The organism is Mycobacterium sp. SM3041 (assembly GCF_039668335.1).
Classification (GTDB): domain Bacteria; phylum Actinomycetota; class Actinomycetes; order Mycobacteriales; family Mycobacteriaceae; genus Mycobacterium.
On sequence record NZ_JAYXBQ010000050.1, the window covers coordinates 137,628 to 163,013 of the forward strand.

Below are 25,386 nucleotides of genomic sequence, written 5' to 3' on the forward strand. Positions count from 1 at the left end.
GAACAACGTCCGCGCGGGAGCGCACACCCTGGTGCGCTGAGAGGACGGCTTAATGGCGCCGTCGACCGTATGAACCTGACCGGGTAATGCCGGCGTAGGGAGTAAGCAGATGTCTGCAATTGCTGTATTCAACGACCTTTCCTGCGGCCCCATCCAGGGCAGCACCAAGGTTTACCGGGAGCTTCCCGACGGTGGAAAGGTCCCGTTCCGCCGGGTCAACCTGACCACCGGTGACCACCTCGACCTGTACGACACCTCGGGTCCGTACACCGACGAGAACGCGACCATCGACCTGGAGAAGGGTCTGCCCGCCCGCCCCGGTGTCGTCAAGGACCGCGGCACCCAGCTGCAGCGCGCCCGCAACGGCGAGATCACCGCGGAGATGGCGTTCATCGCCGAGCGCGAGGGGGTGCCGGCCGAGCTGGTGCGTGACGAGGTCGCCATCGGCCGCGCCATCATCCCCGCCAACCACAACCACCCCGAGCTCGAGCCGATGATCATCGGCAAGGCCTTCGCGGTGAAGGTCAACGCCAACATCGGCAACTCGGCTGTCACGTCGTCCATCTCCGAAGAGGTCGACAAGATGGTGTGGGCCACCCGCTGGGGTGCCGACACCATCATGGATCTGTCCACCGGCAAGGACATCCACCAGACCCGCGAGTGGATCCTGCGCAACTCCCCCGTCCCCGTCGGCACCGTGCCGATCTACCAGGCGCTGGAGAAGGTCAACGGCGATCCCACCAAGTTGACCTGGGAGCTGTACCGCGACACCGTCATCGAGCAGTGCGAGCAGGGCGTCGACTACATGACGGTGCACGCCGGCGTGCTGCTGCGCTACATCCCGCTGACGGTCAAGCGCGTCACGGGCATCGTGTCGCGCGGCGGCTCGATCATGGCGGCGTGGTGCCTGGCGCACCACCAGGAGTCGTTCCTGTACACGCACTTCGAGGAGCTCTGCGAAATCCTGCAGCGCTACGACGTCACGTTCTCGCTCGGTGACGGCCTGCGTCCCGGCTCGATCGCCGACGCCAACGACGAAGCCCAGTTCGCCGAGCTGCGCACCCTGGGCGAGCTCACCAAGATCGCCAAATCCCATGGCGTGCAGGTGATGATCGAAGGCCCGGGCCACGTCCCGATGCACAAGATCGTCGAGAACGTCCGCCTGGAAGAAGAGCTGTGCGAAGAGGCGCCGTTCTACACCCTCGGCCCGCTGGCCACCGACATCGCACCGGCGTACGACCACATCACCTCGGCCATCGGCGCGGCGATCATCGCGCAGGCCGGTACCGCGATGCTGTGCTACGTCACCCCCAAGGAGCACCTGGGCTTGCCCAACCGCAAGGACGTCAAGGACGGGGTGATCGCCTACAAGATCGCCGCGCACGCCGCTGACCTGGCCAAGGGTCACCCCGGTGCGCAGGACCGCGACAACGCGCTGTCGCAGGCGCGCTTCGAGTTCCGCTGGCACGACCAGTTCGCGCTGTCGCTCGACCCGGACACCGCCCGCGAGTACCACGACGAGACGCTGCCCGCCGAGCCGGCCAAGACGGCGCACTTCTGCTCGATGTGCGGCCCGAAGTTCTGCTCGATGCGCATCACGCAGGACATCCGCGACGCCTACCCGGACGGCGTCGCTCCCGATTACGCGGACGAGATCGCCCAGGGCATGGCAGAGAAATCCCAGGAGTTCGCCGACCATGGCAACCGGGTGTATCTACCCTTGACGTCGTGATGCGTCCGTGAACCTTCTGCCTTTGACCCCGCCGGGCGAAACGCCGTTGCGGGTGATGACCATCGCCGGCTCGGACTCCGGCGGCGGCGCCGGCATCCAGGCCGACCTGCGTACCTTCGCGATGCTCGGCGTGCACGGGTGCGTCGCCGTCGCCGCGGTGACGGTGCAGAACTCGGTGGGGGTCAAGGGTTTTCACGAGCTGCCGCTCGACATCATCAGCGGGCAGATCACCGCGGTCGCCGACGACATCGGCATCCAGGCGGCCAAGACCGGCATGCTGGCCTCGGCCGAGATCATCGGTGCGGTCGCCGAGACGTGGCAGGGTCTCGACGGCGACATCCCGCTGGTCGTCGACCCGGTGTGCGCGTCCATGCACGGTGACCCGCTGCTGCACCCGAGCGCGCTGAATTCGGTTCGCACCCAGCTGTTTCCGATCGCCACGCTCGTCACCCCGAACCTCGACGAGGTCCGGCTGATCACGGGCATCGACGTTATCGACGCGTCGACCCAGAAAGATGCCGCCAAGGCCCTGCACGACCTGGGCCCGAAGTGGGCCCTGGTCAAGGGCGGTCATCTGCGGTCCAGCGATCACAGCCCGGACCTGCTGTACGACGGCAGCGAGTTCTACGAATACACCACCGAGCGCATCGACACCGGCCATGACCACGGCGCGGGCGACACGCTCGCGGCGTCCACGGCTTGCGCACTGGCGCACGGCTTTTCGGTGCCCGACGCGGTGGCGTTCGGCAAGAGCTGGGTGACCGAGTGCCTGCGGGCGGCCTACCCGCTGGGCCACGGCCACGGTCCGGTCAACGCGCTGTTCAGGTTGGCCCATGAATCTTGACGAGATCGCGGGCATCGCGCACGAACCCGACGGGACGCCGACGGGCGTCGTGCTGCTCACGCACGGCGCCGGCGGTAACCGCGATGCCCCACTGATCGTCCGCATCTGCGACGAATGGGCTCGCCACGGCTGGCTCGCCATCCGATACAACCTGCCCTACCGGCGGCGCCGCCCGAAGGGGCCGCCGTCCAACTCGGCGGCGTCGGATCAGGCCGGCATCGTCGAGGCCATCGAACTGGCGCACACGCTGACCGATGGCCCGGTGATCGCCGGCGGCCATTCCTACGGGGGCCGGATGACGTCGATGGTGGCGGCGCAGGGCGCTGACCTGGCGGCACTGACGCTGTTCTCCTATCCCCTGCACCCGCCCGGCAAGCCCGAGCGGGCGCGCACCGAGCACCTGGGCCAGATCAAGGTCCCGACGGTCTTCACCCACGGCACAGCCGACCCGTTCGGGAGCATCGACGAGCTGACGGCCGCAGCCCAGCTGATCCCGGCGCCCACCGAGCTCATCGAGATCACCGGGGCCCGCCATGACCTGGGATCCAAGACCCTGGACGTCCCGGCGCTGGCGGTCGCCGCGGCGCTTGTGTTCGTGGCGCGAAGCGGTACCTGAGGTACCGTCTGAATATGACGACGCAGCAGTTCGACGCGGTCATCGTCGGCGCAGGATTCGCCGGTATCGGTGCGGCCATCCAGCTCAAACGCCTCGGGATCGAGAACTTCACCCTCCTGGAGCGCGAGGACGACCTCGGCGGCACCTGGTACGTCAACCACTATCCCGGACTCGCGGTCGACGTGCCCACCACCACGTACTCCTATTTCTTCGAGCCCAACCCGAACTGGTCGCGGCTGTTCACCCCGGGCCCGGAGATCAAGCGGTACGCCGACGACGTCGCCGCCAAGTACGACGTGCGGCGGCACATCCGGTTCAACGTCGTCGTCAACGGAGCCCGCTGGGATGAGGAAGCGTCGCTGTGGCGCGTCAACATCGCCGACGGTGAAACGCTCAGCGCGCGCTATCTGATCACGGCCACCGGCTTCCTGTCGCAGCCGAACATCCCGGCGATCCCCGGCATCGAAAGCTTCGAAGGTCGCGTCATCCACACCACCGACTGGGATGACGACTACGACCCGGCCGGCAAGCGCATCGCCGTCATCGGTACCGGCGCGACCGCGGTGCAGCTGATTCCCGAGCTGGCCAAGACCGCCGCCGACCTGACGGTGTTCCAGCGCACGCCGATCTGGGTGGTACCCAAGATCGACCCGCGCTTCGGCGCGCGTGCCAAGAAGATGTTCGCCCGATTCCCGTTGACGCAGCGTGTTCTTCGCTGGCTCACCGACTCGATCTACGAGGTCATGGTGTCCGTCGGGGTCCGGCACTACGGCATGTTCCGCGGCCGCTTCAACATCTCGGCCTCCGACCTGTCGAAGATGCACCGGTTCTTCGTCATCCGCGACAAGGACCTGCGGCGCCGGCTGACCCCGGACTACGACTTCGGTTGCAAGCGGCCGACTTTCAGCAACGGCTACTACCAGGCCTTCAACCGGCCCAACGTGCACCTGCAGGACGCCGGCATCGACCACATCGTCTCCGACGGCATCATCGGCAACGACGGGGCCAAGGTCGAGATCGACACCCTGGTGCTCGCGACCGGTTTCGACCTGTGGGAGGCCAACTTCCCGGCCATCGAGGTGATCGGCCGCGAGGGCCGCGATCTCGGAAAGTGGTGGCGCGAAACGCGTTTCCAGGCCTACCAGGGCGTCTCGATGCCGTACTTCCCGAACTATCTGAGCCTGGCGAGTCCGTACGCGTTCCTGGGGTTGAACTTCTTCAACACCATGGAGTACCAGATGCGGCTGATGGACCGGCTTTTCACCGAGGTGAAGAAGCGCGGAGCGACGACGTTCGAGGTCACCGAGGAAGCCAATACCGCGTTCCTCGACCGCATGACGGAACTGCTCGGCGACTCGCTGTTCACCCTCGGCAACTGCGCCAGCGCGCACTCGTACTATTTCAATCCCGCGGGTGAGCCCACGCTGCTGCGCCCGTCGTCGACCGAGACGGCGATTCGGGAAGCTTCCGAATTTCCGTTGAGCGACTACAAGATTTCGTGATCAGAGAGGACCACAGGTGACCGACGCCGCCGAGAACACCGCTGGAAAGAAGGGCCTGCTGGCCGGGATCGGCCTGGCACTGGCCGGACTGGCGCACTTCGTCAAGCCCGACCTCTTCAAGGGCATCACCGCGACGGCGTTCCCAGACGACATCGACAAGCACCTCAAGGTCAACGGAACCATCGAGACGGCGCTCGGCGTCGGCCTGATCGTGCCCCAGACCCGCAAGCTCGCGACCGTCGGCGTGATCGGCTACGTCCTGTACCTGGGCGCCAACGTCGCCCGCAACCGCTAGGCGCGGGCCGGCAGGTGCTTGGACCAGCCTGCCGCACAGATCACGGTGCACACTGCCGCCAGTAGGCCGACGACGGTGAGCATCGCCGGGTAGCTGACGTAGTGGGCCAGCGCGGCGAGCACCGCGGGGAGCAGGAAGCCGACGTACGCCAGCGAGTAGTACACGCCAGACACCCCGGCCAATTCGTGGGGTTCGGCGATGCGCTGAATCTCCAGCAGCCCGGACACGATGGCGATGCCGTACGCGCTGCCCAGCAGCATGGCCACCAGCACCGCGATGGCCGGTGAGCGCGTCACCGCCGTGGCGACCGCGGCGAACACCCCGGCCGACATCAGCACCATCGACACCACCACCGCGCGGGCGCTGGAATGGTCGTCCAGCCGCCTCGCGATCGGCTGCACCAGCACGCCACAGGCCAGCGTCAGCACCGTCAGGCCGGCGGTGTACAGCAGCGCCCAGGAGCCGAGCCGATCAGCGACGAGCGCCGGCACGATGGCGTACGCGATGGCCGCCGAGCCGAACACCCAGGGCGCCATCGGGGCCACCACTCGGACGAAGCGGCGGTGCGTCGCGGCGGGAACCCGCAACTGCGACAACAGGTCTCCACTGACGCGAGCGCTCCGGGTCTCCACCGTCCGGTACCGCACCAGCCACAGTGCGGGCGCGCACAGCGCCGCCTGCACCAGGTACGTCAGCGTCAACGGCAACGGCGCGAACTGCGCCAGCAGGCCCGAGCACAACGGGCCGATTGCCAATCCCAGAGACAGCCAGATCGAGGCCCGGCGCGCTCCGGCGCCGGTCGCGGCCGAGTCATACGGCGGCGCGGACAGCTCCGCGATCCAGGTCGAGCCGACAGCCATCGCGACGCCCACACTGAGCCCACAGAGCAGCCGGCCCACGAAAAGTGCTGGGAATCCGCCCAATTCGCCGGTCGCGAGAATGAGGCTGCCCACCGCCGAGCTGATCAGCCCGGCGATCATCAGCGGGCGCCGGCCGTAGCGGTTCGACATGGCCGCAGCGACCAACAGCCCGGGGATCAGGCCGAGCACGTACGCGCCCAGCAGGACGTCGACGTCCACCCGGGAGTAGCCGGCGCGGTGCACGTACTCGATCAGCATCGGGGTGAACTGATTTCCGCCCCAACCGATACAGAACACAGCGACCGCGACAGCGAGCCACGGCTTCATACGTGCGCGGCTCATCGCAGCACCACCTCGTAGGTCGACTCGAGGTGCGCCAGCAGGCGGGCGTCGAACGCCGTCGCATCACGCGTCCCGACGGCGTGCGCCAGCTCGGCGTGTTCGGCGATGAGCCGGGCGACGAGGGTCTGGTCGGCCTGCACGGCGTCGGCCATCATGCGGCGCTGCCGGTCCCCCAGCGAGCCGTAGAACCGCTGCGCGATGCAGTTGCCGGCGGAGTCCACGATGTGCCGGTGGAAGGCGTCGTCGAGCTCGGCGAAGCGCGCCAGATCGGTGGCCGCGCCACGCTGCTGGTCGATCAGCCGGGCGAGTTCGGCAGCCACTGCCTGCGCGGTGGCCTCAGAACGGCAGAGGCGGCGCACAGCACTGCCCTCCAGCGCCAGGCGCATCTCGAGCAGGTCGGTGGCCTCACGCGGTGGGATCGGTACGACGACCGCGCCCCGCCGGGGCAGCAGGTCGAGCAGGTCCTCGGCCGCCAGACGCAGGAAGGCCTCGTGCACCGGTGTCCGGCTCACGCCGAGCTCCGCCGCGACTTCCACCTCGCTCAGCAGCTGCCCGCCCTTGACCGCGCCGACCAGGATCTTGCTCTTGGTGTCACGGTAGGCGCGCTCGCTGGCGGGAGTCTGATCAATGGCCACGGGACGACAGTAGCAACTTGCATGCAAGCTTGCATACAAGCAGTGACGGACCTAACTTAGGGCCTGATCAGTGCTGCTGCGGCCCGAAGTTGTTGAAGCCGCCGCGCTCGCGCGGCTGCGGCTGGTAGACCGTCGAGGTCTGCACCGACGTCGACGTTTCCGTCGAGGTCTGCACCGACGTCGAGGTCTCGGTCTGCGTCTGGGTCTCGGTCTGGGTGGCCGTCTCGGTGTTGGTCACCGTCTCCGGAGCGGGCGCCGGCGCCTGCTGCTGACCGCCGCCCGCGCTACCGCCGCCACCACCGCCGTGGTGCTGCTTGGCCGTCGTCGTGGTGGTCGTGGTGCTCGACGGGGTGACTGTCACGGTGGCCGGCGCGTTGTTGCCCTGCGAACCACAGGCGACGGTCAGCCCGCCCATGGCCACGACAGTCACGGTGCCGGCAACGGCCGACCAACGGCGATAGGTGCTTTTCATGGGCACCATTACTAACCCGGCAACCTGGCAACCGGACTCACAGGAACGGCGATTCCAGTTATGCAGTAGCTGTGAAACTCGGCTACTTGCCTGCTTGCCGGTGTCGTTCGTCGTGCAACGGCACACCGTTGGGGCCCGTCAGCGACTGCGCGTACGTGCCGACCGCAAACGCGACGGTGGGTCCGGTCACGGCCAGCGCCGCGCGGTTCAGCTGCTCGACGGTATCGCCCTTCGGCCCGTACCCGGGATCGAAAGCGGCGCCCGCCTGTCCGCCCCACAAGCGCGCCTGGATCGGCGATTTCCGCTGCGACGTGCCGGTCGAGATGCCGCCGACCGGAATCCCGGCGGTGAGGAACGGACCGTAGCCACTGCCCAGATCCATCGTCATGTCGGCGGGCCGCTTGCCGGCGAGATACAGATATCCGGCCAGCGTGCGCTCGAGCCCGGCCGACCCGGCAGGCACCGCGTCAAGCGGGATCTCAGGGTTCGCCTGGCCGGACTGGTCGCCGTCGAACGTGAAGAACCCGGCGTTGGGTGAACCGAGGATGTCGAAATCCAGATACAGCGCAATGTCATTCAGCGGTTCGGCAGCCAACCCGCGCACGTACTTGGTGGCGCCTTCCTGACCCACGGCGCCCGAACCCCAGAACGTGAACCGCACCGCGTTCTCGATCTTCGGCGAGCCGCCCAGCGCTGCGGCCGTCTCCAGCAGTGCCGACACCCCGGTTGCCGCGTCATTGATGCCCGCGCTCGTCGGCGCGCTGTCGAGGTGCGCGCCCGCCAGCACTACGCTGTGCGGATCACCGGTCTTGGTCTGAGCCAAGACGTTTCGCGATTTCACACCGGTGTTCTTGGCGTCGAGGGTGAGCTTCACCGGGCTGTTGGTTTTCAGCAGTACGGCATCGGCGTCCTTGCCGATGATGCCCACCGGCGTGTTGAGGTGTTCGTAGTAGCCGGGGCTGAACAGCCCGCGCGGGGCGCCGTTCGCGCTGGGCGGGCTGACCACCAGCACCGCGACCGCGCCGCGGGCCACCGCCGCATTCTGCTTGTCGACCACCGAGCACACCGCGTCGTCGACCACCGCGATGGCTCCCCGCAGGTTGAGGGTGCCGTAATCGTCCGGAGCGCAACCGGCCGGCTTGACAGGGTGCAACGTCGGCGCGGTCAGGCCGCCGGGCGCCGTGGACGTCAACAGCGAGGCCTGCACGACCCCCCACCGACGGCCACCGACGTCGAGCACCGGATTGCCGGGGGCACCGCGTTCCACGCGCACATACTCGGGGGTCTGCACGTCGAACCCTTTGTCCCGCAGCAGGTTCGCGACGTAGTCGACGCTGGCCTGGTAGCCGGGGGTGCCGTCGGCGCGGGTGCCCTTGTTCTCCGCCGCGATGGCGGCGAACTTCCTCAGATGCGTGTAGATGCCGTCGGTGCCCACCCTGCCGGCCAGATCGCGCGCGAGATCAGGCGCGGGCGGCGGCGGTGGGGCCGGTGGCTGCGGCGGTGGTGCACACGACGCCAGAACAGCGGTCAGCAGCCCGGCGGCCAGTGCCCGCCTCATGATGCCGAGACCACGTGCCGGGTCCGGTCATCGCGGACCGGAACGCCGTTGCGGCCACTCAAATCCTGGGCGTACCGCCCCACCCCGAAAGCCACTCCACGACCCATGATGTCCATTGCCGTGCGGTTGATGTGCGCCAAGTCGTCCGTCTTCTTGTGGTAGTTGGAGTCGAAAGGTTTTCCGGCGGTGCCGCCCCACAGCCGGGCCTGCTCGTCGTTCATGTTTTCCTCGTCGCCGGTGCCCAACCCACCCGCCGGGATACCGGCCTTGGTGAAGGCGTCGTAGTCCGACCGTCCGTTGAACGGGTAGTCCTGAGGCGGCTTACCGGCATCGGACAGATACGCCGTGAAGGTGCGATCGATTCCCGCCGAGCCCTCCGGGATACGCGGCACCAGGTCGTCGGCCAGCGGCGGGCCGGACAGGTTGCCGTCGTAACTGAAATAGCCGGCGTTCTCCGAGGCCAGCATGTCGAAATTCAGATACAGCGCAATGTCTTTGAGCGCCTCGACGTCGAGGGATTCGATGTATCGGTCAGAGCCGATCGTGCCCTCCTCCTCGGCGCCCCAGAACGCGAACCGCACCGCGTTCGCGATTTTCGGGGCGCTGCCCAGCTGCAATGCCGTCTCCAGGACCGCGGCCACGCCGGAGCCGTTGTCGTTGATCCCCGGCCCTTCCTTGACGCTGTCCAGATGTGCACCGACCATCACGACGTCATGCTCGGACCCGGTCTTGGTCTGGGCTATCACGTTGCGGGTGTGCTCAACCCGCACACCGGCGTCCAGCTTGAGGGACACCGGCCCCGGGGCGGCCCGCAGCCGAGCCCCGGCCGCCTTCGAGATCAGTACCGCGGGAATTCTCACCGTCGCCTTGGCGCCCAGGGTGCCGCCCCGCGCGGGGACGCCCGCGTCGTCGACGTCGTCCTTGTTGTCGGCCACCACCAACGCGACGGCGCCGTGCACTGCCGCGGTCGCCTCCTTCACCGCGAAGGGGCACGTGCCACGGTCCACCAGCGCGACCGCGCCCTTGATCGGCAGGCCGTCGTAATCGGCACTGTTGCAGCCTGATGCGGGACCGCCTTTGACCGGCACCAGCGGTGCGGTGAGACCGGGGGTGCCGACCGAATACTCCAGCGCCCGCGCCGGTATCCGGGTGCCGGCCACGGTCAGTTCAGGCGTGTTGTTGTACGCCACCTTGACTTCCATATCCGGAGTGACGACGTCGAAACCCTTGGTGCGCAGCGCATTCGCGACGTAGTCCACGCTCGCGTCGTAACCAGGTGTGCCGAACGCCCGGTTCCCACCGTGAGCGTCGGCGATGGCCTGCAGCTTGGCCAGGTGACCGGTCGTCGCCTCGACCGTCACGCTCTTGGACAGCTCGCCGGCGAAGTCATCGGCCGTAGGCTCCGATCGGCCGCACCCCGAGATGCCGACCGCCAGCACGAGCGCGAGCGCGACGCGGGTGCGGACCATGGGCACCACCGTAGCGTGCAGGCTCACAGAAACCGATGCACCGGGCCAGATGGCGAAGCTGGTGGCCGTTCCCGAACGCCCGCAGTGGATGAGCTGAACCGTTTCGGTGGAAGCGCAGCAAACATCAACCGAAATCGGGTATACGGATTCAGTGGACAATCCACCCGGGCCGACCATCTGCCTCAACATGATCGTGCGCAACGAAGCACACATCGTCACCGAGGTGCTCGATGCGGTCGCGCCCTATATCAGCTACTGGGTCATCGTGGATACCGGCTCCGCCGATGGCACCCAGGAGACGATCCGAAATCACATGGCGCATCTCGGAGTCCCCGGGGAGGTCCACGAACGCAGATGGCGCAATCTCGGCGAAAACCGTTCCGAAGCACTGCAGCTCGCCCATGGCCACAGTGACTACATCTGGGTCATGGACGCCGACGACACCGTCCGCGGCCGGCCCGACTTCACGCGACTCTCCGCCGACGTCTACTCCATGCGGATCAGCGACGGGCTGCTGTACTGGCGGCGGCAGCTATTTCGCGACGGCCTCCCGTGGCGATACATCGGCGTCGTCCACGAATACGCCGACTGCACTGAGCCGTTCCACGAGGAGCGCCTCGAAGGCGACTACTTCATCGAGTCCCGCCGACTCGGCGCCCGTAACAACGATCCGCGAAAGTACGAGCGGGATCGCGACCTGTTGCTGGTGGAGGTGCAGCGCGACCCGACGAACGAACGTTCGGCCTTCTACCTCGCCGAAAGCTATTTCAACCTGGGTGATTTCGCCAACGCCCGAATCTGGTCGGGCCGGCGCGCCGAGATGGGCGGCTGGGACGAAGAGACGTTTTACGCCCTATGCCAGGTGGCCCGGTCGATGTGCCGCCTGGGCGAACCGTGGCCGCAGGTCTTGGATGCTTACCTGCGGGCTTGGGCGTTCCGGCCTACCCGCGCTGAGCCGCTACATGCCATCGCCGCCGAGTACCGTGCCCGGGGCGAGTATCAGCTCGGTTATCTCTTCGCACGATGCGCAGCGGAGATACCGCTTCCGGAGGCAGACATCCTGTTCGTCGATTCGTCCGTCTACCAATGGCGTGCCCTCGATGAACAATCCGTCTGCGCATCATGGACCGGCCGGCACGCAGAATCGTTTGCGTTGTGCCGTCAGCTGCTCGCCCGTACTGACATCAACGGCGAGGACCGCAGCCGAATAGCGAGGAACCGCGATCAGTCCGTTCCGGCGCTGCTCGAAGCCGCGTCGGCATACCCTGAAGCATTGGTACACAACATGTCCAGCCACCAGCGGGGTGCCGCGGTGACGATCAGCCTGATCGCGGGACCGGACATCCGAACAACCCAACTGGCGCTCAACACATTCATGAACTGCTGTCTGGACGTAGGCCAGGCACATCGATTCCTGGTGCTCGACACCGGTCTCGCCGGCCGAGACCGGGCACTCTTGTTGGAGCAGTACCCCTTCCTAGAATTCGTCGATCACACCCCTCGACGGAACCACTGGCAGAACTCAGCGCACTGCGCGAGCACATCAATGGCCGCTACTGGTTCCATCTCGACCAGGGGTGGCTGTTCTTCGCCCCCGAGAATTTGGTCGGCAGGATGCGGGCAGTCCTCAACGCCGAGCCGACCGTCGTTCAGGTAGGCGTCAACTTCGCTGACGCACAATCCATCTCCGGCGTGTACGCACGAAACGACATAGTCTTGCGGACCGCTGAAGGCCACCGATACGTCGTCGTCGATGACGCCACCCGCGGTCCGGCGATGATCGACCTATGGCGTCTGGACGCCAAACCCGCAGCTGGGCCACGAACAACCGCCCTTGACGAGGTGTTCTGCATCAAGGGCGGTTGATCGTTCGCGGTTTATCCGCCGGCGCCACCTGCACCGCCGGCACCTCCACCGCCACCGGCACCACCAGCGCCGCCGCTCACACCGAACGTCGCATGGCCCGCGGAGCCGGTGCTGCCCGCGCTGCCGGCAGCACCTGTGTGTCCGGCGCTTCCTGCCGCACCCGCAGTGCCACCGGCGCCAGTGGCGCCCGTACTTCCGGACGCGCCGGTCTTTCCGGGCGTTCCGGCTGCGCCGGTGCTGCCTGTCGCTCCGGTCGCGCCTGTCGCACCCTTCGCGCCGGTGGCACCTGTGCTGCCGGCCGTGCCGCCGGACCCAATTCCCAAGCCGCCCAACAAACCGCCACCACCGCCGGCGCCCGCAGCGCCCGCCGGTACCACCCGTGCCGCCCACGCCGCCCTGGCCGCCGTTGCCTCCGGCACCAGGCGCACCGCCGGCCCACCGGTTGCACCGCCGCCACCGGCACCACCAACGCCGGCCGCGCCGCCGGTACCACCCGTACCGCCGGTGCCACCCTTACCACCCGCACCGCCGGTGCCACCCGCACCACCTGCGATCGCGAAGGGCAGCGGGGCAATCGGCGAGATGCCGTCGCCACCGGCGCCACCGGTACCGCCGGTGCCACCGGTACCGCCGGTACCGCCGGTACCGCCCGTGCCACCAGTCCCACCGGAACCGCCCGTGCCGCCTGCGCCACCATTGCCGCCTGCGCCACCATTGCCACCATTGCCACCCGTGCCGCCGGTGCCACCCGAACCGCCGGTGCCACCGGTTCCGCCGGTGCCACCAATACCGCCGTCACCACCTTGGCCGCCGCCACCGAACAACGTGAGCAGGCCGGCACTGCCACCGGCACCACCGGCACCACCGGCACCGGCCGCAGTACCCTGCAGACCCGTCCCACCGGCACCACCGCCGCCGCCGGAGCCGCCCGGCGTACCGGCACCACCGGTTCCGCCGGTGCCACCGGTTCCGCCAGTGCCACCGGTACCACCAGTGCCGCCTGAAGCACCCGCGCCACCCGCGGCGCCCGCACCACCGGTGCCACCAGTGCCGCCCTTCAACCCGATCAATACAAAGTCGCTGCCCTTGGAGCCGGTCGCGCCGGCAGTGCCCGCAGTTCCCGCGGTGCCCGCGGTACCTGCCGCGCCGGCTGCGCCTGCGGCTCCGGTAGCGCCGGTCGCACCTGCCGTACCGGTCGCGCCGTCGGTGCCAGCAACGCCGTCACCGCCCGCGCCGCCGGTGACGCCAGTCGCACCGAAGCCACCTGCGCCGCCATTACCGCCCTTGCCGCCGGTCCCGAACAGCCCGAGCAGACCCATGTTTCCGCCCTTGCCGCCGTTACTGCCGGCCAGGACGTCGGTGCCGTCGGCGCCGTTGCCGCCTCGGCCGCCACTACCGAACAGCAGACCTGCTGCGCCGCCGTCACCGCCGTTGACTCCTGCATCGGTGCTGTCCCAGCCTGCGCCGCCGTCACCGAACAAGATGCCACCGGCTTGGCCGTTCGGGTGCGCAGCCGTACCTGCCGCGCCGTTACAGATCAGACCGCACGGACTGTCCAATGGGTCCGGCGTCGTCGGGGCGAACGGCTTGATGAGCGCTTTCGGTCCCGGCGGCGACGCGTTCGCCCCGAACAACCCGGTCAACCACCACAAGGGGTTGTTCGGATCCTGCGCAGGCGCCAGCGGGAAGCTGAAATCGGTGAGTTCAACCGCTCGCGGCGACGCTGTGAGCGCGTCCACCGCGCCTGGCGGAATCGCCATTACGATGCCGGCACTCGCGGCTGCGACGCCCAAGGCACCGGTCGCGAGATAATTGACGGACCTCAAGGTCCTGCCGGACTTTTGTTTGCGATGCTTGGACACGATCGAATCCCCTTTGGATTCAGAGCGTTTTGCCGCCCCGCGCTCGGCCTATTGGAAATTACCATGTTTGCCCACTAGCCAACAGATTCCTCAAAAAATCCGCATAAACGCACGTGGAGTGCTGATATTGCTACTGCATAGTAAATATTTGCAGTTTGCAGGAAGAAGGTTTATTAACTATCGCGATTGAATATTTTTAATCGGTCTCATACGCCTCATGCGCCACTCCATGTTCTCCGCTACACGAAAATGGAAACGCGCGGCAGAGAGTCGACTTTGCAAACAAATCTATGCTCGGCCAATCGTGAAAAGACGGGGTGGTTTCCATTTTCTGCGGACGGCATCTTCTTTTGCGGGTGCGGCATCGAGGCGGCGGTCGACCATTGTCGATGCCGCCATCGAGGACACCGATCACGCCAAGTTCGAAGCAAAACGCAAGGGCGGCAACGCCCATCGCGATGGCAGGGAAGGTACATGCTGAGGCTCTCGCGTCGTTTGGCTCGCTACGTGACGGGGATCAGTGCTTTATGCCGATGAGGAGGCGATCGCACCACTATGGAAGGGCAAACGCTTTCCGATGGAAGCGTGCACCGCGCCGACAAGGCGATGTACCGCGCGCGCCGAGCAAGCTGAGAATGGCCTACGTTTCCCGCCGCATACCTACAACCTGCGTTCGGGCGGCGTAGAGGAATGACGCGGGTCTGCGTCGGATCGGTGCCGAGGGGTGGCCGAATGTACCGACAAGAATCGGGTTTCGCCCGAACCTGTCGCTTTGGCCTGATACATGGCGGCATCGGCCTGGCGTAGAAGATCGGTGGGCGTTGTTGGCCGGGTCGGGTCGACGCCGGCAACGCCGATACTGGCGCTGACGGCGATGGTGTGCTCATCGGTGACGATTGGGTTCTCGAGGGCGTGGTGCAGCCGCCGAGCGATCTGCTGAAGGTCTGCGGCGCTGGCTGGTGCAGCGACGAGCACCACGAATTCGTCGCCGCCGACACGGGCGAGGGTGTCGGTCGCGCGGATCGCCCCCTGGAGACGCTCAGCGCAGGCTTGCAACACCACATCGCCAACGTGGTGCCCCAGCGAGTCATTAATCCGTTTGAGTTGATCGATGTCGATGAACATCAGCGCCGCCAGATGAGGGTGGTCGCTGGGCGTCATGGCCGCAGTGATCATCGCCAGGGCGCGGCCACGATTGGGTAGCCCGGTGAGCGTGTCGTGGTGCGCCGCGCGGCGCAGATGCAGATTGGTCAGGTGCTCGGTGGTGACGTCAGTGAGCGACATGACAATCGGCGAACGTTCGGGTTCATCGGGGTTGAGCAAGGTTGTGGTGAACGAAATCCAGGATTGATGGCCATCGTCGCGACGCAGGCCGAGAACCTGCGCGTAGACGGGCTGCCCGGTGCGCAAGGTGATGTTGGCCGGCCGCTGCGGGGCAGGCACCATGTTTCCCTCGGTGTCGAAACCGGGTAGTCCAGCGCGCGCTCAGCATGTGTACTAGGAAAGCGTCCGCCCCCGGGTCCGCGGATGCGGATGGCGGCCGGATTGATGGAGGCGATGGTGCCGTCACGATTGATGACCACGATGCCGCGGTCCAGCGATGTCACCACCGACTGATAGTGCTGTGTGGTATCGAGCGCGTCGGCGCGGTCGGTGCAGATGAGGATGTACCCGGTGTCGACCGCTGCGACAGAGACACGCACCGCCACAGGCCCTCCTGTCAACGTGTATCAGGTGAGGTCGCGGGCACGTCCCTCTGCGGCGATGGCAACCACATCGAGTTCGACGCCGAGCGCGTCGCGGATCAGCTGCCCGAGGGAGTCGGCGACTGATCGCCCGAACAGCCGCTCGGCAGCGATGTTCCATCCGGTGATCAGGCCGTCGACGGTGGCGGTGATGATGGCCTCCGGCGCATGCCGGACATGCAGTTCGTGGTTAATTGTATTGCTGTGCAACACTATTGGCGTGGTCACCGCTCGCAGCACCGTCTGATGGGCGGGGCGACCTTCCCACGGGGTGGCTACCGTGGTGGCTTCGATGTCGAGCGTGGTTCCATCGCAGCGCAGCAAAACCGACATCACTGGTGCCGATGCCTGGCCTGAGTCGCCGGGAGCGGTCAAGGCGCTCAAAATTGCTGCGGGATGCACAAAGTCGGTGATGAGCGCCAACCATCTGCCCCGTCGACTCGGCCATCGTCAAACTCGCCGCCGCGGCGTTGGCGTACACTACACGTCCACGATCGTGCACCAGGACGGCGTAAGGGCTGGTCTCGCTGAGGCTCCGGAAGCTGGCTGCCGATGCACCGACTGACACATTCCACGAGGTACCAGAATCGTGCCCCGTCGCATGATTGTTATGCATGCGTCACGCTCCCATCGGGGCCGACAGACACTGCCCGACGACAGTCGGGACGACCCCTGCCAAGCCTCTCTGCAATGATCGGGCGGTCTTGAGCGTCTGCGCATACCGCTGCGCCGCCGAGTCGGCGAAGTACTTCCCTGCCATGCATCAGTCCCGTCAGCCGGTGCGCGAACACCGTTCCCCGCGTCGCGCCGTCGCGCGACAAACCCCACCAACCACCTGCGAAAAATGACTGGCGCTAGCACTTCTAGCAAATCACTGATGCAGTGCTAATTCAACTTCTGGGCGCAAAGAAGTCGCAAAGAAGTTCTGATCGCGCGCCGACGACCGATCGCGCCATTCACTACCACCCGCCGGGTCATCCCAACATCATCGGCGGTCTTGAACACGTATTACTGACGAATATCCGCGAACTGCACTTGACGCATCCGCGAGAAGACGACTCCTCCCGGAGGTGCGGCCACAACTCCGAGAGGACCACTGACGAGTGTCGAACAGAAATTAACTGTGAATGATATGAGCTAAGTTATTAGCCGATACTCCTACCTAGCGGACCATGCTCACCTATGCGGACCGGTGATCGAACGCTTTTTGGTCAACGGCCCCGCCGCGGCGGGCTCTTGTCCGCGACGCGAACGCCAGGCTCTGCGTTTCAGCCGGGCGGGGTCGGGTCGCTGAATCTGTCCGCTAAGGCCGCGCGCACTGGCGAGGGGACGGTCGGCGCGAACCGTCGCAGGTAAGCCTCGACCCAGGCCGGCGAGGTGTTGAGAAAAGCGAAGTCACTGCCCACCATGTGCCGTATCGCGAGGAGCGGAACGGGCGACTGCAGCGGACGGAAGTCGGCATTCCAGAGACCGCGCTCGGTGCAGCCGTCATAGAACTGGCCGACCATGAGGCCGGCGTCAACGAATTCGGGTTTGAGTGCCTGTTGCACCGCATCGATGACGGCGACGTCGGTCAGATCGGGGAACACGATGAACACCGCCTTGAGCAGGCTCTCGGGGCCATCAGCCGGCTCCAGCTCCAGGAATGTGTCACGCAGTGTGTGCAGCTCAGCTACCAACTTGGAGAATGCCGGTAGTTCGCTGTGCACCGCGGTAATCCACAGCATGTCCTGATCCAACGAGGCGCGGGCAAAAGGGCACACCGGTCCCGCCCGCCCCAGGTCCCTATGCGGTTCCATGAGGTACTCACGAATCCAACCGCGCAGCAGGTGAGCAAATTCTGACGTTTCGTTGTCGGAATCGTCGCCGTCAGATAATTTGCAAAGACCGTCAAGCAGGGTGACCGCCATGTGCACAATCTCCCTGTCTCTGCTAACCGCCGCAGCTGTCGCGATATCCCCGTGGAGGGTGAAAACACCCATGTCAGTGCCCACCGAACGTCGAATCGCGATCGTATATGAACCCGACTCGGTCCCGCTGCTCATACTCACAGAGACGGCGACACGAAACGGGATTCACCTCGTCTGGTTAGCCGGTCAGACCGACGCACGAATACTCAGACGATTCGGAAGCGTTATCATTACCGACGGCAGTTCCACCGAGAAGGTGACCGCGCAGCTCACACTACACGATGTCGTCGGCGTCACCACATTTGCCGACTCACGCATCGAGCATGCCGCCGCCCTGGCACGGAATATTGGTTTGCCAGCAAACCATGCCTGCACAGCACGGCTACTCGTCGACAAAATCGCCCAACGCCACGCACTGGCCGATGCCGGCGTACCCGGACCCGGGTTTGTCGGCATCGACAGCCCGGCCAGGGCAACCAGCGCCGACGAACTACTCAAGAAGCTGACCTACCCGGTCGTGGTGAAACCGGCGTCGGGGCACGGGGGCCGCGACACCATCTGCATTCCCGATTTCCCGGCGCTGGCAGCAGAATTGGCAATCCGATGCCACGCCAACCCATGGCGACCGACCATCATCGAAGAACTCCTCGGTGACTTCCCACCAACCGATCGCGGCGGCGTCGGCGACTACGTCTCGGTTGAAGTGGTGGTGGACAACGGGCTGCCCTCGGTCCTCGCAATCACCGGCCGCATGCCCCTAGCCGAACCATTCCGAGAAACCGGCGCCTTCCTCCCGGCGATACTGAGCCCAGTCGAGCGACACGACGTCGCAGACGTGGCGCTAAAGGCAGCACTAGCACTCGACGTGCAATGCGGCTGCCTACACATCGAGATCAAACTGACCACGACCGGGCCCCACATCATCGAAGTGAACGGGAGAGTTCCCGGCGGCGGCATCACCGACCTGGTTGCCGCACAAACCGGCATCGACCTTTTTGAATGCGCGCTGAACTCGGCCGCCGGACAGATCGTCGACCGGAGGCCGGGCAACGCAGCCGGGGTCCATTACCAGTTGGCCCTCCAGCCGCCGATCGGCCAACGAGTCCGACTACGACCGGATTGGTCGGCACAGTTGCGCACCGTCGCCGGCATCGAACACGTTGCGCTACGGTCAATGACCGCCGAAGTCGACCTGCGCGACGGCTCCTACGGCTACCTGCTGATGGCACGTGGCTGCGCCGACGACCACGAGGGCTTGCTAGAAACCCACCGGCGTCTGAACACCCTGTTGCTCAACGACTGATACCACTCACGAGACAGGACATCAATGACAGAATTGCACGCGCGAGTGCGCGCGCACCTGGCCGCTGCCGCGGTGACGCACCGGGTGCACGATCACGCCGCCCTGCCCGGCCCCATCTCATCGCCGACGGACTTCGCAGCCGCGCTGGGCTACCCCGTGGACCGGATTATGAAAACGCTGATCTGCCACGAACACTCCACGGGCAGACTGATCGCCGTCACCTGCCCGGTGAACATTCGGGTAGACCTCAAACGTGTTGCCACCGAACTCGGTTGCAGCAGAATCGAAGTCGCCAGCAGCGTGCAATTAGAAGCGACTACCGGCTACCCCCGACTCGGGGTATCACCACTGGGCCTGGACCCCAGTTTCATCGTCGTCATCGCGCAACACACGCTGACCTATGACACCGTTCTGGTCGGTGGCGGAGCAGCCGGAATCGAAATCGAACTCGCCCCCCGCGACTTACAACGCACCACTGACGCAGTTCCCGTCGATCTCCGATAGCGTCCCACCGCACGCGGGTACGAATACGGGCGGCACAGCCGTGCTGGCGAACTCTAATTTCTGATCGTTCTCAGCGTGTCTTCAGGTCGTGGCTCCTACGGTCGGGAGGTATATGCCCGGCGTAGCGCCACACCTGACCGAAGGCAAGCATGTTGCCTCGGCCGCCGGTCATTCACACGACCAGAAAGGACAACGCCGTGAGCCGAGAAGGAGAAATGGTCTTTCTCGATGATGTGTTGGTCCAGCATGCTGGACGGCTGCGGCAAAACACTGGGTTGTCGATCCGAACCGACCTGCAGCCGACCTACGTGGTGGGTGACGCTACGACATTGAACCGGGCGGTCACTGCGCTGGTCGAACATGCACGTTGCAGCGCCGTATCGGCGATCGAGCTTGAGGTGTACCGCCGAGATGCTCAGGCGGTCATCATCATCCGCGACGACGGCCCCCATATCGCGGTCGCCGACACCGGCCGGATGTCGTCAAAGTGCAACTCCGGTCTGGAGTTGGCTGCTCGGATCATCGCCACTCACGGCGGGACACTTGCCGTGGGTGAACGCGGCGCGTGCACCAATGCAGTGAGCGTGCGGTTGCCGTCCACGCGGCAATCTCTGTTCAATTCGCCTGCACCGAAATGGATTTCGGATGGGCAATGACATCGCGCGCCGCCGAGGACGCACGCTGTGACATCGCTGCCGGAGACGGCAGTGAATGATGGAGCGATGTGGGTCGGTCGTGGGTGGGTCTCGCTGAGGGGCCTGCAAGGCCAGGGCGCCGAGTGAGCCGCCGCGTGGCGCTGAGGGATTTCGCAGGCCGGTGGCGTGGCTGGTTCGGCGGCATTGCGGTCCGCTCAGCGCTGGTGGCCGCGGCGGTGGTGCTGGCCGGCCTCGTGATCGTGGGGTCGGCCTCGACGCTGTTGCTGTACCGGATGATGTGCGCCGACGTGGACAACGCAGCGGAGGCCCGCGCCCAGGCGGTGGCCGATGTGCTGCGCAAGGAACCACCCGATGAGGTGGAATCGGTATTGATGCACACCGATCACCGGATCGTGGCCGTGCAGATCGCCGACGCCGCCGGCACCGTGGTGGAGCGATCCGACAGCGCACCGCAGACCCCGTTGATTCCTGTGCCGCACGAAGGTGCCCAGGTCGGGGTGCTGGCAACCGATGACGACGACGTGCGCGTCAGCACAATCACAGTGGCATCCCGCAAGGGGCGGCAGTACACGGTACTTGTGGGCGGGGGCATCGAGCCGATCGAGCAGATGATCGGCACTGCCGGGCAGATGCTGGCGATCACGGCGCCGGTTGTGGCTGTGGTGGCCGGAGTCGTCACATACCTGCTGGTGCGCCGGTCGTTGCGGTCCGTGGAGGCCATCCGGTCGCGAGTGTCGGCGATCAGTGCCTTCGATCTGGGCGAGCGGGTCCCCGTCGGTCGCAGGTCGGATGAGATTTCCGCGCTGGCGGTGACCATGAACGACATGCTGGCCCGCATCGAGGCCGGCCATGCCGCGCAACGACGGTTTGTCGGGGACGCATCCCACGAGCTGCGGAGCCCGCTGGCAACGGTGGTGTCCGCGTTGGAGATCGGAGCCACCCACCCCGATCTCCTCGACAGAACGCTGCTGACCAACGCATTGTTGCCGGAAGCACGCCGGATGCAGACCCTGGTGGAGAACCTGCTCCTACTGGCGCGCGCCGATGAACGCGGCTTGCCGCTGCGTCGTGTCGAGACCGATCTCGACGATCTGGCGACTGCGGAGGCGGCACGACTCAAACGGGAAACGACGTTGCGAATAGTCTCCGATCTTTCGGCGGTAAAGGCCAGCGTCGATCCGGACGGGTTCGTGCGATTGTTGCGCAACCTGGCCGACAACGCGGCCCGCCATGCCACCAGCGAGGTGACCATCGTCGTGCGCGCCGAGGGTGACAACGCCGTCGTGCAGGTGATCGATGACGGCCCGGGAATCCCTGCCGCCGCACGGGACAAGGTTTTCGAGCGGTTCTTCCGGCTGGACGCCGACCGATCCCGGCGTGGTGGTGGTACCGGGTTGGGGTTGGCGATCGTCTCCGAGATCGTGGCCGCCCACGATGGCTCGGTCAGCATCGAGGACCGACGCTCTGGCGCAGGAACCGTGGTGACGGTTCAGTTGCCGCTTGCCGGTTCGCCGGATTCGAGCCGGTAGCCTGCGCCACGGAGCGTGGTGATCGCCTCCGAGCCGATCTTGCGTCTCAGATAGCCGACATAGACTTCCACCACGTTGTCGGGGCCGTCGTAGTGACTGTCCCAGACGTTGTGCAGGATCTGGGTTTTTGTGAGGACAGTGTCCTTGTGGCGCAACAGGTATGCCAGGAGCGCGAATTCTCGCGGTGTCAGCGAGACGTCCTCGCCACCCCGGTGCACGGTCCGGCGCGCGGGGTCCAGTGAAATGTCGCCGGCAGTCAGCACGACGGGACGCTGCGGTGCGCCGCGGCGAATCAAGGCCCGCAAGCGCGCGGTGAGCACCATGAACGAAAAGGGTTTGGTCAAATAGTCGTCTGCGCCCAGATCAAAGGCGTCGGTCTGGTCGTAGTCGCCGTCCTTGGCGGTCAGCATCAGCACCGGCGTCCAAATGTGTGCGGCGCGCATCTTGCGCAAGACCTCGTAGCCGTTGAGACCCGGCAGCATGATGTCGAGCACGATGACGTCGAACTGCTCGTGGGTGGCCTGCCAGAGGCCCTCGGCACCATCGGCCACCGCGACCACGACGAACCCTTCGGCGCGCAGCCCAGCGGTGATCGTCTCGGCCAGCATGGGCTCGTCTTCGACCAGCAGCACTCTCACCTGCGTAGCCTGGCACAGACTGAGGCGGCGGCCATAAATTGGCCGGCTACATCCCCTGGACGAGTGCGCTGTCGTAGTGCCCGCCGTTCGACAGAGCCGGTGCGTTCTGGGCGCGCTCCTGGGCCTCGTGGACCGACATCGTCGCCGCCACCAGCATCAGGGCTCCGACCATCAGGTTGATTGCTTCTCGCCGGGCTGTCATGTCCATCAACACCTTTCACGGGATTCCAGCTGATCGAAGCCGAGCAGCTGTCGGGTATGCCACCAGACTGACAGCAGGTCGCTGTGAGGACGCTGAGCGCGAACAGGCCTGAAGACCCGCGCACACGTTTCAAACGCAAAACTGCTGAAAAGCCCACCGCCACAGTCTGCTTCAGTGAACGGCACCTGGCTCAGCGGCCGTGATGAGCGGCCGCAGCCGGGTCCTGGCGGCGCGTTCCACCAGCCGGCTCAGCACCGGCCGGGCGACGAGATATCCGGAAACGCTCAGGGTCGCGCCCAGAGCGAGACCGGCAACGACGTCTTGGGGGTAATGCGCACCGACATAGACGCGAGCCAATGCCATGGCCACTGCCGCGATGGCGGCGATGACGCCGAGTCGTCGATTCACCAGCCAGACCCCGGCAGCGACGGCCCCGGCCATCATCGCGTGGTCACTGGGGAAGCCACCGTCGGTGTTGCAATGCAAGACGACGATGTGGGGCAGCGCATTACAGGGACGGGTGGCATTGATGGTATCGGCGATCGGCTGGTTGATGGCCACCGCTGCCAGCACACCCAAAGGCGCCCATACCGCCGCTGCCATCGCACTGGGGTTGTTGGTTCTGCGGGCGATCCACCATCCAGCGAGGAGAAAGCTGGCGAACAGTACAACACCGTCTTCGGCGTATCCGGCCACGACCGGGTGCAGCCACGGGGTGTCCCGGGCGAAATTGTTGATGTAGTAAAAGATTCGGGTATCGAGGTCCATCGCGGCCTTGTCGTTCTGAGTTGCGAATGACTGAAGGAATCAGCGCAGACTGTTCAAAAGCGTTGTCAGAGATTGTTTTTCGTCGTCAACGCTTGGGCTGCTGGATCGGACGGACTTGAGTGCTGCGTCGATTTCCCGGTCCAGCGCCGTCCAGGCGCTGGAGTCGATGGCCTGCAGCCGGTCCTGGTCGTGGTCCCATGCGGTTTCGAGGTCGGTGATCCGCGCTCGGGCGCCGGATTGGTCTCCAGCATCGACCTTTGCCAGCGTGTCTTGGGTGACGTTGCGGAAGTGCGCAATATCGGTCGCCGGGAAGGCACCGACCTTGCCGGGCACCAGAGGCGCGGCCGCCGCGGTCGGCGCGGGCCCTTCCTCGCTGTCGGTGACGGGGCCATGCGGCTGAATCGAGGCCCATTGCAGCAGGGCGCCGGCCGCCAAGACCACGACGGCGTAGTAACCGACGGTGCTCACCGCCGATAGCGTGCGCTTCGGCGCGGGGGCCGCCGCCTGATCGTCGACCTCGATCACATCGATGCGGGTCCAGGTCAGATAGCCGACAGCAGCGGCGATCGCGGCGAGGAAGATTCCACTGGTCAGGCCGTATCCGAGGCCGAGACCGTGTGCGCTGCGCGGTGTGGCAAGCCAGTCGCCGAGGTTGGCGCCCAGCGGGCGGGTCAGGATGTACGCCAGCCAGAACGACAACACGGAGTTGACCCCGACGCGCCAGCCGATGGTCACCGCGGCGATGAGGGTGACCGGGAGCAGTACCGATACCCCGGCACTCCACCCGGTCAGGGTCAAGGTCCAGTCGCCGGCGGCGGTGCCGAGCGCGAAGGTGACCAGGACAGCGAGCCAGTAGAACAGCTCCCGCGGTCGCGTTGTGATGCTGTGGATCGACAGTGTCCGCTCCCGGGCGAACCACACCGCGAACACCACCGCCAGAGTGACAGTGAAGACGGCTGTGCTCGTGGCCATCGGGACGGCAAGGGCGTCGGTGAGCAGATCGGTGTAGAGGGTGCCGGTGACGCTGAGGACCACGACCGTCAGCCAGTAGACGACAGGGACGTAGCGCGGCAATCGCAGCTGGGCCCCCATGACCAGGGCCAGTACGGCGGTGAACAGCACCGCGGTGGCACCGAGACCCACACCGAGACCTTGGTTGATCCAGTCGGCGAAGCTCTCTCCGACCGTGGTGCACAGCACCTTGATCAGCCAGAACCAGATGGTGACTTCGGGAACCTTGCTCGCAGTCACGCGCTTCACGATCGTTGAGGGGCGGGCAGCACCGGTCATGCCTGCGGAAGGTAGTCACCGCTTGCTGAACTGACGCTGAGAACGAAGGGGCCTGTCGTCGGTCCTACAGGTGGACCAGGTGAACACCCACGTGCGGAGCTTCCCCGCGGCTCACTTGCAAAGGCCGGCAATCTTCGTGCTGACAGCTTCGCCGGCTTTCAACCGACCCGCCTGCGCCGGGTCGGCCCCGCCGATCCCGGCCTGCCCGTACATCGAAATATCCTGCAGGTCAACGGCAAACTCGCGAATCGCGGCCGTGAGGTCCGCCGGCGTGGCCCGGTCCAGATGCGTCTGCAAGTACTGAGCACCACTGCTCATGGCCAAACGCGAGACTGCTGTGACCGCCGTAACCGCAACCGGCTCAGAGCCGAGTTCGGTGTGCGTCTGTAGCGCCACCGCCGTGCGCACGGTGGTGAAGGCGGCACACGCGCGAGCCTTCGCGTCGGCGACTTGTTGCTCGGTGGGCTCTGGGACCGATGGCGACGACTGATGTGGTGGCGACACCAGCGCCCAGACCGCAACCCCTAGCGCGATGACCGCGATTCCGAGCGATGCGGGCGCCAACCACTTCGGTTGCAGATCTACCGCAACGGGCTGACGCGAGATTGACGGCGCTTCAGGGTCAGTCTCCGGCATACGCGCGATGGTAGAGCAACAACTGTCCGAATATCGGCGGTTGGACGAAGCCCAGGCAGGAACCGGTTCATTCGAGTCGAGGCCAGCATTCAGCTACCAGAGGGTGGCCGCAGTGACTGCGATCCATGCGGGCGGCGACTTGGTCGGAGTAC

25 protein-coding genes and 1 riboswitch are annotated in these 25,386 nt (G+C 65.9%); of the genes, 11 read left to right on the forward strand and 14 right to left on the reverse strand.

Annotated features, from left to right (window positions below; all coding sequences use genetic code 11):
* The first annotated feature begins 3 nt into the window (after nt 1-3).
* A riboswitch (TPP riboswitch) is annotated at nt 4-119 on the forward strand.
* The 5 genes from thiC to VXD91_RS17770 all read left to right on the forward strand — a co-directional run bounded on the left by thiC (nt 110) and on the right by VXD91_RS17770 (nt 4,989).
* The gene (gene thiC / locus VXD91_RS17750) at nt 110-1,732 is read left to right on the forward strand and encodes a phosphomethylpyrimidine synthase ThiC (RefSeq protein WP_346415973.1); all 1,623 of its coding nucleotides are present in this window, start codon (nt 110-112) and stop codon (nt 1,730-1,732) included. It overlaps the preceding riboswitch by 10 nt.
* A 7-nt stretch (nt 1,733-1,739) precedes the next feature.
* The gene (gene thiD / locus VXD91_RS17755; RefSeq protein WP_082762123.1) at nt 1,740-2,576 is read left to right on the forward strand and encodes a bifunctional hydroxymethylpyrimidine kinase/phosphomethylpyrimidine kinase; all 837 of its coding nucleotides are present in this window, start codon (nt 1,740-1,742) and stop codon (nt 2,574-2,576) included.
* A complete protein-coding gene (locus tag VXD91_RS17760; protein ID WP_061002153.1) occupies nt 2,566-3,192 on the forward strand; it encodes an alpha/beta family hydrolase in 627 nt (208 codons plus the stop codon). Before thiD ends, VXD91_RS17760 begins: the two co-directional genes overlap by 11 nt.
* 14 nt (nt 3,193-3,206) lie before the next feature.
* The gene (locus VXD91_RS17765) at nt 3,207-4,694 is read left to right on the forward strand and encodes an NAD(P)/FAD-dependent oxidoreductase (RefSeq protein ID WP_061002150.1); all 1,488 of its coding nucleotides are present in this window, start codon (nt 3,207-3,209) and stop codon (nt 4,692-4,694) included.
* Nucleotides 4,695-4,710: 16 nt separating this feature from the next.
* The gene (locus tag VXD91_RS17770; protein ID WP_061002148.1) at nt 4,711-4,989 is read left to right on the forward strand and encodes a hypothetical protein; all 279 of its coding nucleotides are present in this window, start codon (nt 4,711-4,713) and stop codon (nt 4,987-4,989) included.
* On the opposite strand, the gene VXD91_RS17775 is transcribed toward VXD91_RS17770, so the two are convergent.
* From VXD91_RS17775 to VXD91_RS17795, 5 genes are all read right to left on the reverse strand, one after another.
* Nucleotides 4,986-6,191 (reverse strand): MFS transporter, encoded by a 1,206-nt coding sequence (locus VXD91_RS17775; RefSeq protein ID WP_346415974.1) that lies wholly within the window; start codon nt 6,189-6,191, stop codon nt 4,986-4,988. The two genes, VXD91_RS17770 and VXD91_RS17775, sit on opposite strands and share 4 nt — an antisense overlap.
* The gene (locus VXD91_RS17780) at nt 6,188-6,826 is read right to left on the reverse strand and encodes a GntR family transcriptional regulator (protein WP_346415975.1); all 639 of its coding nucleotides are present in this window, start codon (nt 6,824-6,826) and stop codon (nt 6,188-6,190) included. The genes VXD91_RS17775 and VXD91_RS17780 overlap by 4 nt, the downstream gene beginning before the upstream one ends.
* A gap of 67 nt (nt 6,827-6,893) precedes the next feature.
* Nucleotides 6,894-7,298: a hypothetical protein gene (locus VXD91_RS17785; protein ID WP_162563420.1), complete on the reverse strand. Its 405-nt coding sequence runs from the start codon at nt 7,296-7,298 to the stop codon at nt 6,894-6,896.
* A gap of 82 nt (nt 7,299-7,380) precedes the next feature.
* A complete protein-coding gene (locus VXD91_RS17790) occupies nt 7,381-8,856 on the reverse strand; it encodes a M28 family peptidase (protein WP_346415977.1) in 1,476 nt (491 codons plus the stop codon).
* Nucleotides 8,853-10,325 (reverse strand): M28 family peptidase, encoded by a 1,473-nt coding sequence (locus tag VXD91_RS17795; RefSeq protein WP_346415978.1) that lies wholly within the window; start codon nt 10,323-10,325, stop codon nt 8,853-8,855. Before VXD91_RS17795 ends, VXD91_RS17790 begins: the two co-directional genes overlap by 4 nt.
* A 106-nt stretch (nt 10,326-10,431) precedes the next feature.
* Here VXD91_RS17795 and VXD91_RS17800 point away from each other — a divergent pair, with 106 nt between their 5' ends.
* Nucleotides 10,432-11,982 (forward strand): glycosyltransferase, encoded by a 1,551-nt coding sequence (locus VXD91_RS17800; RefSeq protein ID WP_234880783.1) that lies wholly within the window; start codon nt 10,432-10,434, stop codon nt 11,980-11,982.
* Between the two features lie 59 nt (nt 11,983-12,041).
* Entirely contained in the window at nt 12,042-12,191 is a 150-nt protein-coding gene (locus tag VXD91_RS17805) for a hypothetical protein (protein ID WP_234785527.1), read from the forward strand.
* A gap of 11 nt (nt 12,192-12,202) precedes the next feature.
* On the opposite strand, the gene VXD91_RS17810 is transcribed toward VXD91_RS17805, so the two are convergent.
* From VXD91_RS17810 to VXD91_RS17825, 4 genes are all read right to left on the reverse strand, one after another.
* A complete protein-coding gene (locus tag VXD91_RS17810; protein WP_346415979.1) occupies nt 12,203-13,951 on the reverse strand; it encodes a PGRS repeat-containing protein in 1,749 nt (582 codons plus the stop codon).
* Nucleotides 13,952-14,713: 762 nt separating this feature from the next.
* Nucleotides 14,714-15,463 (reverse strand): GGDEF domain-containing protein, encoded by a 750-nt coding sequence (locus tag VXD91_RS17815; protein WP_163692956.1) that lies wholly within the window; start codon nt 15,461-15,463, stop codon nt 14,714-14,716.
* A 320-nt stretch (nt 15,464-15,783) separates the two neighbouring features.
* Nucleotides 15,784-16,221, reverse strand: coding sequence for a PAS domain-containing protein (locus VXD91_RS17820; protein ID WP_131808858.1), 438 nt, complete (start codon nt 16,219-16,221; stop codon nt 15,784-15,786).
* 845 nt (nt 16,222-17,066) lie between these two features.
* Entirely contained in the window at nt 17,067-17,708 is a 642-nt protein-coding gene (locus tag VXD91_RS17825) for a DUF6875 domain-containing protein (RefSeq protein ID WP_064860949.1), read from the reverse strand.
* 70 nt (nt 17,709-17,778) lie between these two features.
* On the opposite strand from VXD91_RS17825, the gene VXD91_RS17830 reads away from it, so the two are divergent.
* The 4 genes from VXD91_RS17830 to VXD91_RS17845 all read left to right on the forward strand — a co-directional run bounded on the left by VXD91_RS17830 (nt 17,779) and on the right by VXD91_RS17845 (nt 21,700).
* Complete coding sequence (locus VXD91_RS17830; RefSeq protein WP_346415980.1) at nt 17,779-19,011, forward strand: ATP-grasp domain-containing protein; 1,233 nt, start codon at nt 17,779-17,781, stop codon at nt 19,009-19,011.
* A 45-nt stretch (nt 19,012-19,056) separates the two neighbouring features.
* Nucleotides 19,057-19,515, forward strand: coding sequence for a YbaK/EbsC family protein (locus VXD91_RS17835; protein ID WP_061003612.1), 459 nt, complete (start codon nt 19,057-19,059; stop codon nt 19,513-19,515).
* 197 nt (nt 19,516-19,712) lie between these two features.
* Complete coding sequence (locus VXD91_RS17840; RefSeq protein WP_346415981.1) at nt 19,713-20,171, forward strand: ATP-binding protein; 459 nt, start codon at nt 19,713-19,715, stop codon at nt 20,169-20,171.
* A 134-nt stretch (nt 20,172-20,305) separates the two neighbouring features.
* Nucleotides 20,306-21,700, forward strand: a complete 1,395-nt coding sequence (locus VXD91_RS17845; protein WP_234880784.1) for a HAMP domain-containing sensor histidine kinase — start codon at nt 20,306-20,308, stop codon at nt 21,698-21,700.
* On the opposite strand, the gene VXD91_RS17850 is transcribed toward VXD91_RS17845, so the two are convergent.
* From VXD91_RS17850 to VXD91_RS17870, 5 genes are all read right to left on the reverse strand, one after another.
* Nucleotides 21,661-22,338 (reverse strand): response regulator transcription factor, encoded by a 678-nt coding sequence (locus tag VXD91_RS17850; protein ID WP_061003619.1) that lies wholly within the window; start codon nt 22,336-22,338, stop codon nt 21,661-21,663. The genes VXD91_RS17845 and VXD91_RS17850 overlap by 40 nt on opposite strands.
* Before the next feature lie 46 nt (nt 22,339-22,384).
* Nucleotides 22,385-22,540, reverse strand: a complete 156-nt coding sequence (locus VXD91_RS17855) for a hypothetical protein (RefSeq protein ID WP_165605570.1) — start codon at nt 22,538-22,540, stop codon at nt 22,385-22,387.
* Between the two features lie 171 nt (nt 22,541-22,711).
* Nucleotides 22,712-23,308, reverse strand: a complete 597-nt coding sequence (locus VXD91_RS17860) for a phosphatase PAP2 family protein (RefSeq protein WP_061003621.1) — start codon at nt 23,306-23,308, stop codon at nt 22,712-22,714.
* Nucleotides 23,309-23,347: 39 nt separating this feature from the next.
* Nucleotides 23,348-24,598 (reverse strand): hypothetical protein, encoded by a 1,251-nt coding sequence (locus tag VXD91_RS17865; RefSeq protein ID WP_061003623.1) that lies wholly within the window; start codon nt 24,596-24,598, stop codon nt 23,348-23,350.
* 111 nt (nt 24,599-24,709) lie between these two features.
* The gene (locus VXD91_RS17870) at nt 24,710-25,234 is read right to left on the reverse strand and encodes a hypothetical protein (RefSeq protein ID WP_234785282.1); all 525 of its coding nucleotides are present in this window, start codon (nt 25,232-25,234) and stop codon (nt 24,710-24,712) included.
* Nucleotides 25,235-25,386: the final 152 nt, after the last annotated feature.